Here is a 17,188-nt window from a genome sequence, read left to right as displayed (position 1 = left end):
TTTTCCTGAAGAACGAAGCCGTATCCACTTTTTTCTTTTCACGCTTAAACAAGGTACAATAGAAGTCGAGGTGATTTGCTTTCATGGAACTATTATTGAGGGTAGAAAAGCTAACCGGTGGCTATAGCCGGCAAAAACCGGTACTACATGACCTGACGTTCTCGGTACGCCCCGGAGAGATGGTTGGTTTGATTGGCCTTAACGGAGCCGGGAAAAGCACGACGATTAAACATATTCTAGGCTTGATGCAGCCGCATTCGGGTGAAATCCGTTTGAACGGACAACGCTTGGAGACTGATCCTACAGCCTATCGCCGCACGTACGCCTACGTCCCGGAAAGCCCCCTGCTATATGAAGAGATGACGGTAAAAGAACATCTGGAAATGGCAGCGATGGCTTACGGATTAAAGATAGACGATTTCGAGCAGCGGGCCTCCGTGCTTCTCGAAGAATTCCAAATGAAGCCTTATCAAAACCGTCTTTCGGCGCATTTGTCCAAAGGCATGAAACAAAAGGTCATGATCATGAGCGCCTTTCTTGTGCAGCCAGAGCTTTATATCATTGACGAACCCTTTCTCGGCTTGGACCCCCTCGGTATTCGGTCGCTTCTGGAATTGATGGTAAAGGTAAAGAACAACGGAGCGGCTATACTGATCAGCTCCCATATCCTATCCACTATCGAGCGGTACGGCGATCGTTTCCTTTTACTCCATCAAGGACGTTTGACAGCGGCAGGTGATATGGACGCGCTACGTCACCAGGCAGGCATGCCGGCTGCATCCCTAGACGATATCTTCTGCAGCTTGGTAACCCGGGATGTGAAGGTCGAATGAACAAGAAGGAGCCTCCTAAGTCATCCAAAGATACCAGCCGTCTCTGGAACAAACGAACGCATGATTTCTTGCTCGAAATTCGGCCTTTTATCGGTTATGCGCTGCAAAGCGCAGCACTCACGATCGTCCTTCTGATGCTGGCCGGTTCTTATTTCTATACCCGGATCTTGTCGGAAGCTCCCGCCGGTTTCCCGTTTCGGGAGCTCGCTGCCCTTGTGCTGCTTCCTTGTCTGGCCTTGTCTCCGATCCGAACGTATCTTAAAGAAGCGGATTTGATCTACATGGTTCCAATGGAGGCGGAGATGTCCGCCTATATGCAGAAGGCTGCATCCCGTGCGTTTTGGACGCAGTCGCTTGCCCTACTTGCCGTCTGGACGGCAGCGTGGCCAATGTATGCCGTAGCAGCAGAAGAAAATCGAACAAGCTTTATCGTTATCCTGCTGGTGCTTGCCGCACTTAAAAAAGTTCTGCTCGTAAGCCGTTGGCAGGAGCTCAAATGGACGGAGCATCGGTACACGTTGGCCTGGTCAGCGCTTCGCTGGCTGATTGCCGGAGGACTGACATACCTGCTTCTTCTTTTGCCGCTTTGGACCGGGGCGTTCGTCGTCTCTACGGCGCTGCTATTGATATTCGGAGTATTACATTGGATTGATAAAAAGAGCATCCATTGGCCGCGGCTGATTGATACAGAAAAAAAACATCGAGCTTTCATCTTTCGATTGTTGAACCAATTCATTGATGTATCCGAGGTGCAAAGCCGTCCGCGGCCAATGCCGGCCCCAATGAAGCTGCTGCGCTTGCTCGGTGGATTCCGATTTGATTCTCAAGACACGTATCGTTATATGTACACCTTAGTATGGCTGCGCTCCGAATGGTTCGGAATTACTTTGCGGCTAACCGTGCTGGGAACGGTGCTCATCTCCTTTTCCCGAGGCATACTGATGACAAGTTTTCTGTTTATCTTGTTTACAGGCCTTTTGGCCATCCAGCTAAAAGAACTGCAAAAAGCATACCGTCATTCGGATTGGTCCTTCATCTATCCTCTGCCTGCGGACCTACGCATCCAATCGGCCCACAGCGTCCGATTTCGAATATATTCCGCTTGTACGACGGTCTTAACCATTCCTGCGTTTTGGGCGTTGCCTCATCCTTTATATGCGCCGGTGCTGTTTATAGTTGGATGGGGAGTTTCTTATTTGTACGGTAAAATAAAGCGGAAGCACTAAAAAAGCCGGAGCTTTTATTCTTTTGCACGTATTCGGCTTAACGTATAATGAGAGATGAATGTTGATCAAAGCCATACAGCAGAAAGGAACTCTGCATGAGAACAACCCCGTTAATAACAAAAGCGCCGAGGGCACGCGGCAGACGGAAAAAGATGTGGCTGTGGACGGCGGCCGGACTTCTTCTTTTTATCGCTCTCGCTTGCGCAGGAATTGCCACTTATGTGGGCTGGCAGCTAACTCATACCAACCCGGCCGCGCTGGACGACTCACCGGATCGATTAGGCTTGGCCTATGAGAACGTTCAATTTAAGAGCCGGGTAGACGAAATGAATTTAAAAGGCTGGTTTTTGCCGGGTAAAACCATCGAAGGGGACCTTTCAGAGAAGCCCAGAGTCATCATGACGCACGGGTACAACACGAATCGGCTGCAAAAAAGCGCTGAGGCGCTAGATTTGGCTAAGAACCTTACGGACCGAGGCTATAGCGTATTGATGTTCGATTTCCGAAACTCGGGAGAGTCGGATGGCAGCAAGACCACCATCGGATTTGATGAAAAATATGATGTGCTCGGAGCCGTCGATTGGATAATAGCCAATCACCCGGGAAAAATCGCTTTACTGGGATATTCGATGGGAGCCAGTACGTCCATTGTCGCGGCAGCAGAGGAGCCTAGCGTATCCGGTATCGTGGCCGACAGTCCTTTTAACCATCTAGGAATGTATTTAGAGGATAACCTTCCCGTATGGTCTAACCTGCCTCATTTTCCATTCACTCCGCTCATTTTGGGCATATTGCCGGGACTGATCGGTGTGGATCCTGACCAAGTGGACGGATTCGCAGCAGTAGACCGGATTTACCCGCGACCGATACTTTTCATTCACAGCACCAAGGATGCTTCCATTCCGATCTCAAACAGCGAATCGCTTTGGGAAAAACACAAAGATCGTTTTGAATTGTGGGCTACATCTGCGGAAGGGCACGCCAAAAACTATCCCCCTTTAAAAGAAGAATATATAGAACGGATCACAGCATTTTTGGAGAAACTGTAAGGGTCCGTTCCATTCCGTACAAGAGCAGCTGTTCCCTATGGAAACAGCTGCTTTAAGTTACAACAATCAAGATAATATCGAAAATGGGGATTTTGGGAGGAATAAGGTTATCCCGCTGCATTCTGTGAGAATGTGAACGGCAGCTCCTTACTTAATAGTCGAGGAAGCGTTCCCTCACCTTCGAATCAGGAAGCATGCATGCATCGCTTCGACCGAAGAAGCGGTACCGATGACGTGCGATCCAATCATATACCGCATCCCGCACAGGCCTTGGCACAGCAATAAAAGCGTACAGCATCGGCCAACCGCCGCCGAGTCCCCGGAATACCCGAAGTCCCGCGGTTGACCGCGTATAAACCTTTCCCCGATCCAGAAGGACGAACGTGCTCAGCGCATCCGGATCCATGCCATGATGAAGGAGCAGCTTCCTGCCGGTATCCGATTGGATGGCGACGAACCGAAATCGGGCATTCCGGTCGCGCGGAAGAATAAACTGCACGATCCGCTGGCAAAAACCGCACACTCCATCATAAAAAATGAGCGGATTTCCGTCCTCCATCCCCTGGGACGTATGCTCCTCTTGCGTTAGCTCCTTCATCTGATCTCCCATGCAGACACTTCTCCACTCCTTCCGACGTTACTGCTACAGCTTAGCCGTGAAATCCCGTACCGCTTGCGCAAGCTCCTGAGGCGTTTCCATCATACTCACATGACCAGCGCCTTCCAGTGTCTTGGCGATGATATGTTCTCCACTCACGGAAAAGGTTTTCTCCGGCGCAATGAGCTGATCCCCCGCTCCGGCCAACAGCAGTACGGGCACCTTTGCGCCGGACAATACGTCGTTCCGGTCCGTCCTTGTGCGCATGCCTTCCAGCGTACGAACCGCCCCTTCCGGACTCGTTCCCAAACCGATTTGTTTGGCTTTGTTAACTGCTTCCGGCATCGACTCCACATGAGACGGGGCAAATAGTTTGGGGATCAAGCCTTCTAGAAATACGGGAAGCCCCTGCTCTTTTATCGTATCTATTGCTTTTAGCCGGCCTTCCTTTCCCTTCTCATCATCGGGATACGCCGTGGAATGCACAAGCCCAAAACCCAGCAGCTTCTCCGGATGCTTCTCAGCGAGCGCCAGCGTCACATAACCGCCCAATGAATGTCCAAGCACGACGGCTTTGCCGCAATTTTTCTTCTCCAGCAGTCCCACAATGTCTTCTGCCATCGACTCCATTGAATACGTACCTTCCGGCGCTGAGGAATCACCATGTCCACGCAGATCCGGCACGATCAACTGGCAGCTTCCTTCCAGCATCGGAATCACCTCTTCCCAATAGGACGAGCTTCCGCAAAATCCATGGAGCAGCACCACCGGTGTCCCTTCTCCCTGCTCGAAATAACCCAGCTTGACTCCGTTTACGTCCTCATAACGCTTATCCATCCCGAGTCACTCCATTCATCTCATCTTTATGTAATCAGCAGCAACAATAAGTTTAGTATGTGTCTGTTTCTTAAACCTATTATACCCGTTTTACCCGAGACTTTCCTCGATGAATCCGTATTGGGCACCCCCTGCCATGAAAAAAACCGACCCTCCTAACGCATTCGTTAGTCATCGGCCGGCCCGTAAAAACAATCTCGTCGTCCTATTTATTTTACCAACTCGTCGACAACCGAGTCCACGGTGAACCCGCTAGGTTCTGCTACCGGCTTATATTTGGAGGAAACATACGTTTCTGCTTTAGGCTCCGTAATGACCGTCGCGTTCATGCTGTCCGGCTTCGGATCAGTCAGTGAATAGGTGATGATCGCTCGGCCGTCGTGTTCGAATCGAATAGCGTCAATGGTAATACCGTAGCCTGCGGTCGGCTTCTGACCTCGGGAAAGGACAACCTTGTTGACATCGTCGTTCGCTTGTTCAACCGATACCTTGACCTGTTCCTGCTGCGCCGGATGCTCTGCATGCGACTCGACGAGACGGATCGCATTGTGCACCCATACCGCCGCTTCCCCGCGAGTCATCTCTCGCTTCGGATAAAACTTACGATCCTCTCCTACCTTGGCGATCTGGTGCAGAACGATCCGCTGTATGCTGTAGCTGAGCTTCGCATCGATTTCCTTCTCATCTTCGAAAATAATCAGCATTTTGATAACAGGGTATGTTCCTTTCGTATCCATAGCATGAATCATCAGATCAGCAAACTGCTCGCGAGTAATGGTGCCGTTAGGATCGACATCCTTCGGAATCGGCAGCCCGTTCAAGTGAGCATTCACAAAAGACTGGGCGTACCAGGCATCGTTAGGAATATTCGTATAATAATCCGTAGCTTGCGGAGCCTTGACGAACAGCATAGCGTTGATGTTGATATCCAGCCCATTGACCAGCATGTGAACCGCTTGAGCATAGCTGACTTTGCCCATCGGAACAAAATGCTTACCGTCCATGCCGCTTACGATTCCCCGCTCCTTCAATGTCATAATCGGAGTTTTATGATCCTGATCCAAATCAACGAACGCAAAAGACGACCCGGCCGTCAGGCTGCCTAAAAGCGCCGTCGCCGATAAAATCGTAATTATTTTTTTGATCGACATAAGATCCATCCACCTCTGCTTTATATTAACTCCGGAGTTACCTTCTAAACGTAACTGTTCGTAAAAAGGTTGCACCGCGTTATTCCTACATCGCCCTTTGCTGAATTCGTATCCCCGCCTTCTTCTCTAATCGCTGCGTCAATGTTTACATTTTGCTTTAATTTCTTTTACGGGCGCTCGCAAAAATCCTCAAACCGACGCGCCTACAAATTACAGCTGAACGGAGCGATTGCCATGGAACATCATCCGATACAAGGTCCTGCAGGCCGGGGGGAGGAACGGCAGACGCACCGAAGCCGGAACTCAACAACACAGCCTGAGAAGCTTGCCAGAAAACAGCCTGTCGTCCATCAACTGCGACTCTGGATCCTGCTGCTGCTTATACTGACGATTGTGGCCGTCATCATTGTAAATACGCATAAGACGCTTCCCGAAGGAATTGCTTACGAGGGTGCTCCGCATCAGGTAGAAAACATCGAGTTTTTGTATGACCTCACTTATCCTAAGGACGGGGCAACCGTGACCGAGCAGACGATTTATAACCGAATCCTTCAGGCAATTGATGAAGCGGAGTCCTTTATTGTGATCGACATGTTCCTGTTTAACGGGTATGTCGATCAAGGCCAATCTTTTCCTCCGCTCAGTGCCACGCTGACGGACAAGCTGATTGCCAGAAAGCAGGAGCGTCCGGAGCTGGAGATTGTATTCATTACCGATGAGATCAACACCACCTACGGCTCGCACCCTTCACCTGAGCTGCAAAAAATGGAGGCAGCCGGTATTGCAACAGTGATCACGTATCTGGACCGTTTACGTGACTCTACCCCAATCTACTCAGGGCTGTGGCGTACCTTTTTTCGTTGGTTCGGCGAGTCGGGGAGCGGTTGGCTGAAAAACCCGCTAGCCGAATCGGCGCCCGATATTACCGTCCGCTCCTACCTGAAGCTGTTTAACGTAAAAGCGAATCACCGCAAAGTGATCGCTACGGAGCAAACAGCCATTATTTCTTCAGCCAACATTCACGATGCCAGCGCCTTACATTCCAATGCCGCTTTCGCGGTGAGTGGCGGCATCATTACCGATGTACTAGCCAGTGAGCAGGCGGTATCTAACATGTCCGGGGGCCCGGAATTGCCGTCTAATCCTGTCCGTGAAGAAGAAAAAAGCGGTGACATAACGGTACGTCTGCTGACGGAAGGGATGGTGTACAAGCACGTCCTTGAGTCCTTAGCTCAAGCTGGAACCGGGGATACCGTGTGGATGGGCATGTTCTATCTCGCTGACCCCAAGGTCGTGGATGGGCTGCTGGAAGCTTCGGACCGTGGAGCGGATGTGCGACTCATCCTCGACCCCAACGAAAATGCGTTCGGAAACGAGAAGATCGGCATGCCGAATCGCCCCGTAGCCGCACAGCTGCAGGAACAATCAGAGGGCCGCATCCAAATCCGGTGGTTCAATACGGCCGATGAACAATACCACGCCAAGATGACCGTGATTGCCGGTCCTTCCCAAACCGTTATCCACAGCGGTTCAGCCAATTTAACGAAACGAAATTTGGATGATTTGAATTTGGAATCCAACCTAATGATCGAAGCTCCTGCGGACAGCGAGCTGTCAGCGGAAGTACTGCAGTACTTCGAGCGTTTGTGGACCAACAAAGATGCGGAGTACACGCTGGATTTCAATGCATTCAAGGATAAGACGGTCCCGCTCAAAAAATGGCTCTACCGTTTGCAAGAGACGCTCGGATTTACAACCTATTAAGCAAGCTCGAGCAAATAAAGGGAAGGGTCCCGGATGATATCCGGACCTTCCCTTTATTCATGCAGATCACGTTATTCTAACGATGCAACTTGCCCGTTGTTCCCGGTGGATCATCTCGACAGCTTTGTCGTAATCCGCTTCCTCTACGACTGCGCTTAGCGTGTATTGCAGCGCCCGGTCTTCTACTCCGTCGTTACTACTTTCGTGAGCGAACTCGTTTACTGGTTCGAAAATCCAAATATGCTGTTCCTTCATAGCAGCCCATTCCTCCCGCCGAGAAGTAAGACGCGCCTTCTGCAATTGGAATCGGCAGCAACAGCGTCGAATCTTGGCTGTAAAGGTACTTTCAACGATCCCCCCTCAATTTGTCCTAAATTACACATTTTTCGTTTAACCGATCTTATGATAAGCTTTTCTCATGAGCCTGATTATCCGGAAAGGAACAGAGAGCCCTTGATGAAAAATAGGTATCTGCTTTTTATCGCTGCGTATCTGCTGTTGTTCACGGCCTCGGTATACATAAACGGTTCCCGCGGGCCCGATCTGTTGATGACGGATGTAAGCCGGATTGAATCCCGCAAGGTGACCAAAATCGTCCCGGCGAATGATCTCAAGAGCCTGCAGGAGACGGTTCGCGAAGCGGCCCGGCAGGGACTGCCTATCTCCATTGCCGGGGCTAGCCACAGCCAAGGCGGCCATACATTCTACAAGGACGCCGTTGTACTGAGCATGAAGCCTTTCAACCGGATGGTACACTTGGACGAAAAGCGGCGCATACTTCGCGTACAAAGCGGTGCGACATGGGCCGACGTTCAGAACTATCTGAATCCCTATAACCTGTCGGTCCGTGTTATGCAGTCCTCTAATATCTTCACGATCGGCGGATCGCTCAGCTCGAATGTGCACGGACGGGACCTTCACCACGGCCCGGTGATTGAGACAGTGGAAAGCTTCCGACTGCTCATGGCGGACGGCGCCCTGCGGAACGTAAGCAGAGAAGAGAATGAAGAACTGTTTGGCCTCGTCATCGGCGGTTTCGGTCTGTTCGGCGTCATTGTCGATGTGGACCTCAGGGTCACAGATAATCCGATCTACCGGATCGATACGTTCATGACCGATTACCGTTCGTTCCCGGACTGGTTCCACAGCGAAATACTGTCCAAACCCGAAGCCGAGCTGGCCATCGCGCGATTGTCCGTAGCTCCGGACAGCTTGCTGAACGAAATGTATGTAACCACATATACAAGGACTGATGAGAAAGCAGTACCTGCTCTAACAGAGTTACAAGAGGAGCGTTTTGTGGAGCGCAACAAGTTTTTGTTCGGTCTGTCGCGCAAATGGGATTGGGGCAAAAACTTCATCTGGACAGTTCAAAAAAAGATGTTTGCCGATGCCCCTAAGGGAGAGCTGATCACGCGCAACAACGCAATGCGGCCTGAGATCGAGTTTCTGGAGCATCGATCCCCCACGGATACGGACATCCTGCAGGAGTATTTCGTGCCCGCAGACCGTTTCCCCGCTTTTGTAGACGAACTAAGAACGATCGTCCGGCAAGAGAAGGTCAATCTGCTGAACGCTACGGTCCGTTATATCCGGAGTAATGATGAAGCTCATCTCTCTTATGCAAGGCATGACGGTTATGCCGTTGTGATCTTAATCAACCAGAAGCTGTCGGACCAAGGGCAAGTACATACCGAGAAAATCACGCAGCAGCTTGTGGATGCGGTGATACGTAACAGCGGCACCTATTATTTAACCTACCAGTCCTATCCGACACCAGAGCAAATGAGGCAGGTATACCCAAACACGGACAGCTTCTTTGGCGCGAAACGACATTATGATCCGGACGGGCTTTTCCAAAATTTATTTTACGAGAGGTATGCCCATTATGGAAGATAACCCATTACTCAGAAGTCGCGAGCTCGCCATTCGCAGCCTGATGATGTCTCAAAGCGCAGCGCTGTTCGGAAGCGGATTAGTCTTTCCGTTTTACCTCATTTTTATCAAAGAGATCGGAGCTGGATTTACTGAATACGGCCTGGCTTACGGCTTATTTACCATCAGCTCCTCCCTGCTCCACACCAAGCTCGGCGCTTGGTCCGATCGATACGGCAGGAAAACGCTGCTGCTTTGGAGCGCTTGGGGAATGGCTGCGCTGTTCTTATTTTTCCCCGTGGTGACGGGAATCTGGCAGGTCTATGTACTGCAGATACTGATGGGGCTGTGCGGAGCTATGCAAAAAACCGGCGAAAAGGCGCTGCTGGCCGATGTCACGGAAGGCCCGGGCCGGGGGCGGCAAATCGGCTCCTATCACGGCTGGGTAGGCTTGTTCTCGGGGCTGGCGGTCATAGCGGGGGGCTTTTTGATCGATTTCTTCACGCTCGATCTGATCTTCTATATCGGCTCGCTATGGATGTTCGTGAGCGGACTTCTGCTGCTTCGTATGGACGATAAAAGGTAGAAAAAACACGATAAAAGCTCCGGAAAGGATGTCTCTTCCGGAGCTTTTATCGTGTTTTGGGTCGGAAACCGCGATGGAGTGAATTCCTTTCAAAAGATATCCAATCAGTTCCGCCAAGGGGCAATCTTACGTTCAAACACCTTCAGCAATTGCGTCAGCAGTACGGAGAAGACCATCAAAACGCCGACATAACCCAAATATTCTGCGGTACGGAATAGTTCGGACGCATGCCGGATGGCATACCCTATTCCTTTATTTGCTGCCAGCATCTCAGCTACGACAACCGCAATAAGCGCACGCCCAATGGCCAAACGAATTCCTGTAATGATATAAGAAAACGTGGATGGGAAGATAACTTCCTTAAACATTTGAAATTCATTGGCTCCATAGGAGCGGGCAGCTTTCATCAGAGACGGGTCGGTTGTTTTTACCCCCGCCATCGTATTAATTAATATAGGAAAAACTGCCATAGTAAAAACCATCATAATTTTTGATAAAATATCCAAACCGAACCATAAAACAAACAGCGGCGTTAATGCCACTACAGGTGTCGTATAGAGCGCAGTAATGATGGGATCGAAGGAATACTCAAGCTTTCTCCAGTATCCTAAGGCTAACCCCAAAGGGATCCCGATCATCGCCATGGCCAGTCCAATCCCCGCTTCCAAACCGCTTATGGCCAAATGCCCGAATACGCTGCCGTTAATAATAAAACCCCAGGTTTGAACCATAATTTTACTGGGCCAGCTGAACATAAAAGGGTCGATCATACCCACCAGTCCACAGATTTCCCATACGATTAAAATACTGGCTATGGTGACAAACGGATAAGTCCAGGCAGGGGTTATTTTCGATTTTTTCTGGGCAATCGGAGTGGATACAGCCGAGCTAAGTGTTTCCAATTTTGCCATCTATACTTCCCCCTTCTGATACTGTCTAGTGACTTCCCCTTTGAGGTGATTCCAGATTTGAGATTTGTATTCTTGGTATTTGGGAAGTAATTTGGTTTCTAACGTCCTAGGATAAGGGATGTCAATTTTTAAATCTTCAATGATTCTGCCGGGACGAACGGTCATGAGAAAGATCCGACTGGACAAAAATACGGCTTCATCAATGGAGTGTGTTATGAAAATAACGGTCTTTTTCTCATTGAACATGATTTTTAATACTTCTTCCTGCATGATCTCGCGTGTTTGCTCATCAATAGCGGAGAACGGCTCATCCATTAATAATATTTTGGGATTCACCGCAAAAGCGCGTGCAATTCCCACTCTCTGCTTCATACCCCCTGACAGTTGATGAGGATATTTACCTTCAAACCCTTCAAGCCCAACCATCCGGATATAATGCATCACATGATCGCGTATATCCTTTTCCGATTTGCCTTGCAGCCTTAACCCAAAAGCCACATTTTGAAAAACGGTATGCCATGGCATCAATGCAAAATCTTGAAAAACCATAGCCTTTTCTCCGCCCGGACCCTCAACACGGTGTCCGTTAATATGAATGGAACCAGTCACCGGACGAATTAACCCATCCAATGTGTGAAGCAGCGTGCTTTTACCGCACCCGCTGGGTCCGATAATAGAAATAAATTCACCTTCGTAAATTTCTCCCGAAGCATCCTGAAGCGCGTGAACCTGATTGGGTTCACCCTGGTTATATATGACATTCAGATTTTCAAAGTTCATTAACGGCGCGGCTGCTGTCATCATATTACTCCTTTGTCCAAAATTATCGTTTCTTTGAAAAGCTAGGGGCGGGGCGGTCCCCCCCCCTAGCCTGATTTATTCAGCGTAGTACTTGTCATCAACAACTTGTTCCACCGGCAGATCGTTTTTGATTCCACCAATCTCCTTGACCGCATCAATGGCCCACTGCATGCCTTCTATATTTAATTTCCCCTTCTCCGGGATGGCGTCCAAAGCAAAATCAAACGACTTCGTCGTAACTTCCTCATCCGTGCCAAGCGATTCTACGCCGATTTTGATGGCTTCTTCGCGATTCGCAGGATCTTTAATGAAGCTGATTCCTTCAGCGGTGGCCGCCATGAAAGCGCGAACAACCTCCGGCTGATCTTTAATAACGGTTCCATTTGCAGCTATGACATCCTGATTATAATTCAACAGCTCCTCGCTCATCACCGCTAACCGTTTCATTCCAGCCTTCTCGCCGTTAACGTCGTTGGGCGGTTGAAGCAGCGTTCCCTGCACCTGACCGTTTCTTAAAGCGGTTAATCTGGCGGGTGTTGCTCCGGCGGAAACTATCCGGACATCTTTATCGGGCTCAAGACCATGCTGTTTCAGCCACCAACGCGTAATAATGTCCACGCCGTTGCCCGGTTGTAACACAGCCACGGCCTTCCCTTTTAAATCCTCAGGCTTGTTAATTTCGGGAGCAACAAACATAGAAAATAAGGTTTTATTGCTTAATGTCCCAACAACCTTTACATTCGCCCCTTCAGATACAGCAGTTATGATCGATTCCGGGAGGCTTGCAATAAATTGAAAGTCCCCTGATTGCAGGCCCCGCAAGGCAACAACCCCGCCGTCCACCGATTTAATATTCACCTTTAAGTTATGCTTTTCAAAAAAACCTTTTTGGGCTGCTACATGCCATGGTAAAAAATCGATCGTATTGGATACCGTGGCTATATTTACTTCTACGACTTGATCCGGCATGGTTTTTTGATTTTGCTCACTTGCATTCTGGCTGCTGTCTGGTGTCGTGTTCGTTCCACAGGCGGTTAATACAGACACAAGAGCTATTAATGCGATTAACATAACGGAAAAGCCTTTTCTTCTTCTCAATTGGATCCCCCCTGACATGATCTACGTAGCACTACAAGGACTTATTCAATGTAATATTGTTCATCTACCACATCCTCGACCTTTATGTCCTTGGTCAACGTTCCCGCCTCTTTAGCTGTATCGATGGCCCATTTGATACCATCCAAATTCACCTTTCCTTTATCCCCATAGGAAGGTAGAGCAAACTCCAGTGATTTGACAAAATCCTGTTCCTTTGTGTCTAAAACCTTACTGCCGATCTGAACCGTTTCGGAACGATTGGCCGGGTCTTTAACAAAAGCTATGCCTTCTGCGGTTGCTGCCATAAATGCCCGGGCTATTTCCGGATTATCTTTCAATAGAGTTCCGTTGGCGGAAATAGCGTCATGGTTATAGCTTTTCAGCTCGTCACGCATTAAACCAATTTTCTTCAACCCGGCTGCCTCTGCTTGCAAATCAGTGGGAGGGCTGAGCAAGGTCACCTGCGCCTGCCCTGTTAGCAGAGCCTGTACCCGAGCCGATACACCGCCCGCGGAAATGATGCGTACGTCTTTGTTAGGCTCAAGTCCTTTCTGTTTCAACCACCAGCGCAATATGACATCTGTTCCGTTGCCAGGCTGTAAAACCGCTCCTGCCTTCCCCTTTAAATCCTCAATATTTTGGATATCCGGGGTGACGAAGATCGTATACATCGATTGATTTGTTAAAGCGCCGATGACCTTTACATTCGCTCCTTCCGAAACTCCGGTAATGGCCGGTTCTGGCAGTCCTCCGAGAAAAGCAAAGTCGCCTGTTTGAAGCCCTCTTAACCCAACAACGCCGCCCTCTACTCTTGTAAATTCCACATCAAGATTATATTTGTCGAATATCCCCTTCTGATCGGCTATATGCCAAGGCAAAAAATTGATATTGGTCGTCGGGATGCCCACCTTGATCTTCGTCATTTGATCGGGCATTTTCTTTATTGGATCTGCACTTTGTGATTCAGGCGTCGTTTGGTTTGCTGAGCCTGAACCTTGCGAATCTATCGTTGTATTTGCTCCATTGCTGCAGCCTGCCAAAGTGAATATTGCGCTAAGAATAAGGCTCATGAAAAAAACAACTTTAGGTTTACTTTGGATTTTTGTCATAGGGCCCTCCATTTAAATATAATTGTAAGCGCAATCAATTAAGCGAAAAAGATATATCCAATCCTATTCGTAGGGGAACAATTCAAAACTGGATGCGGTGATCGTATAACCCTTTTTCTACCGTTCTCATGTAATCGACGGCTTCCTGAATGCCGATAACATCAGCGTACTTCGCATTCATATCGAACAAGTTCATTGCGTGCGATGCCTGACCTCGATCAAAGGTACATTCCTCAACAATGGCTATTTTATAATTATATGAGAAAGCATCAATCACACTTGCCCTTACACAACCGCTTGTCGTGGTTCCGCATATCAGCAAGGAATCGACCTGCAAATCCGTTAAAAATCCGATCAGCGGGGTTGCAAAAAATGCGCTTGGCTTCAGCTTCTCGATAACGATTTCACTTGCTAGAGGCGCAATCTCCTTGACGATATCATTGCCTCTAATCCCAGGAATACCTCCACCCTCGTCCGAACGGCTGTTTTTTCGTCTCCATCCACCAGCATCAAATCCATCGGGCCTCCTGTCTTTGCCAGTGGTATAAAATACAGGAATGTGTTTTTCACGCGCATCACGAAGTAATGTTTGGATATGAGGAATGGCTTTCCATCCTTCTTCTCCACAGCTGGTGCGCCATGTCTTCACCGATTCCATAATCGGTTCGTCTTGATGTCCGCAAAACGCATAATTAACATCCACCACTAATACAGCAGGTCTTTTTCCAAGCGCTGCCTTTACCCCGTAACCGGAACTCCCAAAAACCTGTTTATCTCTTGCAGTCAAAAAATCATCCCATACCCGCATGTCCAATACCCCCCATAATTGATAATAGCCATTATGCTCCTCTCAGAGCCTGATGGGGCAAGAGCTTGATTGACGTCATGTCACACATCAAGCTTACTTGGTGTCCAGCAAACTGCAATAATATCTCCATCGGCTTGCCATCGGTCCTAAAGCGTCTTTAATCTGAAGCTCCGCTTCCTCTTGACTCATGCCGCGAGGAGTTCCTGCCATCGATGCTTGCCAGGTTAATTTAGCCTGATACTCCATCCATATCGCAAAAACTACCGCTTGCTCAATACTGTCCCCTACTGTACAGACTCCATGGTTTCGCAGATGGACGGCAACGTGGTCCCCGAGAGCCTGCGCTACACCAGCGCCCTGCTCATGTGTCACAATTTTAAGCGATGATTCAAAGACCGGGATTTCTCTCGCTGCTATAGCAGCCATGACGCCCTGCATCGGCAAAATGCGCATCCCTAAATCACATAGCACGGTGGAGATCGGCTGATGGGTATGGACTACCGACATCACATCTGGACGAGCTTTGAAAATCTCCGTATGAAGGACGACTTCATCAGGAGGATTCAACCCTTCACCCTCGACTTTTCTTCCTTCTAAATCCACTATGACGACTTTGTCAGCTGTCATATCCAACAGATTCCCCATATCCAATCCTCTTGCCTTAATCAGCACAAGATCCGTTTCGGGTATGCGGGCGCTAACGTGTCCCAAATAATCCGACAGCTCCAGCTTGGCCAAAATTTTACAGCCCAAAGCAATTTTTTCTTTCAGCTCCTGTACAACCGCTTGATCGATACTTTCCAATCCTTTCATCCCAGCACCCCTTTGTCATCATTAATTAAATGGAAGCGGTTACCCCGAAGGGAATACGACAGCCTCATTTTTACAGACTTTTGAATCGGAATTTTTGAAACATAAGCTTAGCAACGTTCACCCGTTATTGTAAGCGCTTCACATTCAGGTGGACGGCATGCTCTCTTTCTAACCCAGGTCATGTGAGAATTTGTATTTTCAAGTATGTCACTAATGATATTTCATAAGTACCACACATTCAAATTGATTATTTCGATACCAACGTATTAAGGAAATCTATAAGTTCCATACACCTACATTATCGTCTTCTATTGTGAGCCAGAAGGATTCTGCATGTTCATTCGATGCAGCCGGATCGTCAAAATCAGCATCAGCCCACCAATGAGTGCGCAGACCAGCGCCATAGAGTGAAGCTCGTTTGTAGCGATTTCCGTACCAAAGACATTACCCAGCAAGCTGGATGAAAGTATGGTTCCAATATAACGTGAAGTCATTAAGAGACCCGAAGCAGCGCCGGTTTCTTCCGTGGAGACGAAGGAATATAAAGCGGTTTGCAAGCCCAAATTATTGATTCCTGTGCTTATTCCGAGAAAAGACAGCGCGACAAAGAACCAGATCAGTCCAGAGTTATCTTGAACCGTCATGAACAGAAGCATTCCTGCGATCACGGTCAGTGTCCCGAGTAACAGGGGATACTCCGAACCTCTGTTATCCAGCCATCTTGCAACAATGGGTGTAATCAACACGGCGAAGCCGGAGAGGAATAACATCGACAGCCCGGCTTGTTGTGTATCAAAATGCCGGGCATTCTGCAAATACATAGGAATGCCAAAGGTGATGGAATAAAACACGATGTTCACCAGAACGAATTGAACGTAGATCAGAGTCACATGCATGTTATTTTTTAAGAAATGAATATCAATAAAAGGCTGGGCTTGACGAATTTCAAACCGATAAAAGCAAAAACCTAGCGCTAACCCGACACCGAGCAGCCACCAGTTCCCTCCGTTACTTAAGGAGAGTAAAAAAAACAGCCATACAAAAACCAGCAAAGAAAACAGCACAATCCCCCAAAGATCGATTTTCATTGTCATCTTTTGCTTTGAATCTGCGGGCATGACTTTTATAGCCAAGAAAAACGAGACAAGAATGACAGGAAAATTAATTAAAAAAATAGCCTGCCAATCGCCGTAATGAATCAACAATCCACCTATGGAGGGCCCAAAAGCGGCTGATGTAGAGGAGAACACCGATAAAATCCCAAGCGCACGTGCTTGATTTTCCGTAACCACGCTGCGAACAATACTCATTCCGGATGGAAAAAGCGCAGAAGTCCCAATTGCTTGAATGACACGAAAACCCAGCAGCCAATGAAATCCCGGGGATAGAGGCGCCAATATGGAAGAGCCGGTAACCAGCAGCAAACCTAAGAGAAACAGCCGTTTTCTTCCGAACAAATCGCTAAGCTTCCCTAGCACCGGCTGGCTAATGGCACTTGCCAAGTAATACGTCGAAATCAACCAGGAAATATCCATGAAGGAAAGTCCAAAATCCTCTTGAAGACGGGAAAAAGCTACAGATATCATGGTAGTGTTTAAAGGATTGAGGATAAATCCCAGAGCTACGGCAATGATTAAAAGCCGGCGTTTCTTTTCGCTTTGTTCCATTTCCAAGCCTCCATTATTTATCCTCTATCGAATGAGTTACCCATGTCATGTCTGATCGACGC

General features: G+C 48.6%; 17 protein-coding genes. 6 read left to right on the top strand and 11 right to left on the bottom strand.

Annotated features, from left to right (window positions below; genetic code table 11):
* Window positions 1-83: 83 nt before the first annotated feature.
* The 3 genes from JOE45_RS21425 (at window position 84) to JOE45_RS21415 (ending at window position 3,108) form a co-directional block, all read left to right on the top strand.
* Entirely contained in the window at window positions 84-833 is a 750-nt protein-coding gene (locus JOE45_RS21425; protein ID WP_210022438.1) for an ABC transporter ATP-binding protein, read from the top strand.
* Window positions 830-2,059, top strand: a complete 1,230-nt coding sequence (locus JOE45_RS21420; RefSeq protein WP_210022439.1) for an ABC transporter permease — start codon at window positions 830-832, stop codon at window positions 2,057-2,059. Before JOE45_RS21425 ends, JOE45_RS21420 begins: the two co-directional genes overlap by 4 nt.
* A gap of 152 nt (window positions 2,060-2,211) precedes the next feature.
* Window positions 2,212-3,108, top strand: coding sequence for an alpha/beta hydrolase (locus tag JOE45_RS21415; protein WP_210022440.1), 897 nt, complete (start codon window positions 2,212-2,214; stop codon window positions 3,106-3,108).
* 151 nt (window positions 3,109-3,259) lie between these two features.
* Here JOE45_RS21415 and JOE45_RS21410 read toward each other — a convergent pair whose 3' ends face one another.
* From JOE45_RS21410 to JOE45_RS21400, 3 genes are all read right to left on the bottom strand, one after another.
* A complete protein-coding gene (locus tag JOE45_RS21410) occupies window positions 3,260-3,718 on the bottom strand; it encodes a thiol-disulfide oxidoreductase DCC family protein (RefSeq protein WP_348632570.1) in 459 nt (152 codons plus the stop codon).
* A gap of 33 nt (window positions 3,719-3,751) precedes the next feature.
* The gene (locus JOE45_RS21405; protein ID WP_210022441.1) at window positions 3,752-4,543 is read right to left on the bottom strand and encodes an alpha/beta fold hydrolase; all 792 of its coding nucleotides are present in this window, start codon (window positions 4,541-4,543) and stop codon (window positions 3,752-3,754) included.
* Between the two features lie 209 nt (window positions 4,544-4,752).
* A complete protein-coding gene (locus JOE45_RS21400) occupies window positions 4,753-5,694 on the bottom strand; it encodes an S-layer homology domain-containing protein (RefSeq protein WP_210022442.1) in 942 nt (313 codons plus the stop codon).
* Between the two features lie 234 nt (window positions 5,695-5,928).
* Here JOE45_RS21400 and JOE45_RS21395 point away from each other — a divergent pair, with 234 nt between their 5' ends.
* Window positions 5,929-7,458 carry a phospholipase D family protein gene (locus JOE45_RS21395; RefSeq protein ID WP_210022443.1) on the top strand — a complete coding sequence of 510 codons (1,530 nt, stop codon included), beginning with the start codon at window positions 5,929-5,931 and terminating at the stop codon, window positions 7,456-7,458.
* Between the two features lie 66 nt (window positions 7,459-7,524).
* On the opposite strand, the gene JOE45_RS21390 is transcribed toward JOE45_RS21395, so the two are convergent.
* Window positions 7,525-7,713, bottom strand: a complete 189-nt coding sequence (locus tag JOE45_RS21390) for a hypothetical protein (protein WP_210022444.1) — start codon at window positions 7,711-7,713, stop codon at window positions 7,525-7,527.
* A 201-nt stretch (window positions 7,714-7,914) separates the two neighbouring features.
* On the opposite strand from JOE45_RS21390, the gene JOE45_RS21385 reads away from it, so the two are divergent.
* Together JOE45_RS21385 and JOE45_RS21380 are read left to right on the top strand one after the other, a co-directional pair.
* Window positions 7,915-9,357 (top strand): FAD-binding oxidoreductase, encoded by a 1,443-nt coding sequence (locus JOE45_RS21385; protein ID WP_210022445.1) that lies wholly within the window; start codon window positions 7,915-7,917, stop codon window positions 9,355-9,357.
* Window positions 9,347-9,919 carry an MFS transporter gene (locus tag JOE45_RS21380; protein ID WP_210022446.1) on the top strand — a complete coding sequence of 191 codons (573 nt, stop codon included), beginning with the start codon at window positions 9,347-9,349 and terminating at the stop codon, window positions 9,917-9,919. Before JOE45_RS21385 ends, JOE45_RS21380 begins: the two co-directional genes overlap by 11 nt.
* A 104-nt stretch (window positions 9,920-10,023) precedes the next feature.
* Here JOE45_RS21380 and JOE45_RS21375 read toward each other — a convergent pair whose 3' ends face one another.
* The 7 genes from JOE45_RS21375 to JOE45_RS21345 form a co-directional block, all read right to left on the bottom strand.
* Window positions 10,024-10,830: an ABC transporter permease gene (locus tag JOE45_RS21375; RefSeq protein ID WP_210022447.1), complete on the bottom strand. Its 807-nt coding sequence runs from the start codon at window positions 10,828-10,830 to the stop codon at window positions 10,024-10,026.
* Window positions 10,831-11,631 carry an ABC transporter ATP-binding protein gene (locus tag JOE45_RS21370; RefSeq protein WP_210022448.1) on the bottom strand — a complete coding sequence of 267 codons (801 nt, stop codon included), beginning with the start codon at window positions 11,629-11,631 and terminating at the stop codon, window positions 10,831-10,833.
* A 75-nt stretch (window positions 11,632-11,706) separates the two neighbouring features.
* Entirely contained in the window at window positions 11,707-12,729 is a 1,023-nt protein-coding gene (locus tag JOE45_RS21365; protein WP_210022449.1) for an ABC transporter substrate-binding protein, read from the bottom strand.
* A gap of 41 nt (window positions 12,730-12,770) precedes the next feature.
* Window positions 12,771-13,838 carry an ABC transporter substrate-binding protein gene (locus JOE45_RS21360; protein WP_210022450.1) on the bottom strand — a complete coding sequence of 356 codons (1,068 nt, stop codon included), beginning with the start codon at window positions 13,836-13,838 and terminating at the stop codon, window positions 12,771-12,773.
* An 82-nt stretch (window positions 13,839-13,920) separates the two neighbouring features.
* Window positions 13,921-14,646, bottom strand: a complete 726-nt coding sequence (locus tag JOE45_RS21355) for an isochorismatase family protein (RefSeq protein ID WP_210022451.1) — start codon at window positions 14,644-14,646, stop codon at window positions 13,921-13,923.
* A gap of 93 nt (window positions 14,647-14,739) precedes the next feature.
* Window positions 14,740-15,459, bottom strand: a complete 720-nt coding sequence (locus tag JOE45_RS21350) for a class II aldolase/adducin family protein (protein WP_210022452.1) — start codon at window positions 15,457-15,459, stop codon at window positions 14,740-14,742.
* A 308-nt stretch (window positions 15,460-15,767) separates the two neighbouring features.
* On the bottom strand, window positions 15,768-17,126 hold the full coding sequence (locus JOE45_RS21345; RefSeq protein WP_210022453.1) for an MFS transporter: 1,359 nt from the start codon (window positions 17,124-17,126) through the stop codon (window positions 15,768-15,770).
* Between the last annotated feature and the right edge of the window lie 62 nt (window positions 17,127-17,188).

This window comes from Paenibacillus sp. PvR098, from assembly GCF_017833255.1.
Lineage (GTDB): Bacteria > Bacillota > Bacilli > Paenibacillales > NBRC-103111 > Paenibacillus_G.
This window is presented reverse-complemented; position numbering and strand designations above follow the sequence as displayed.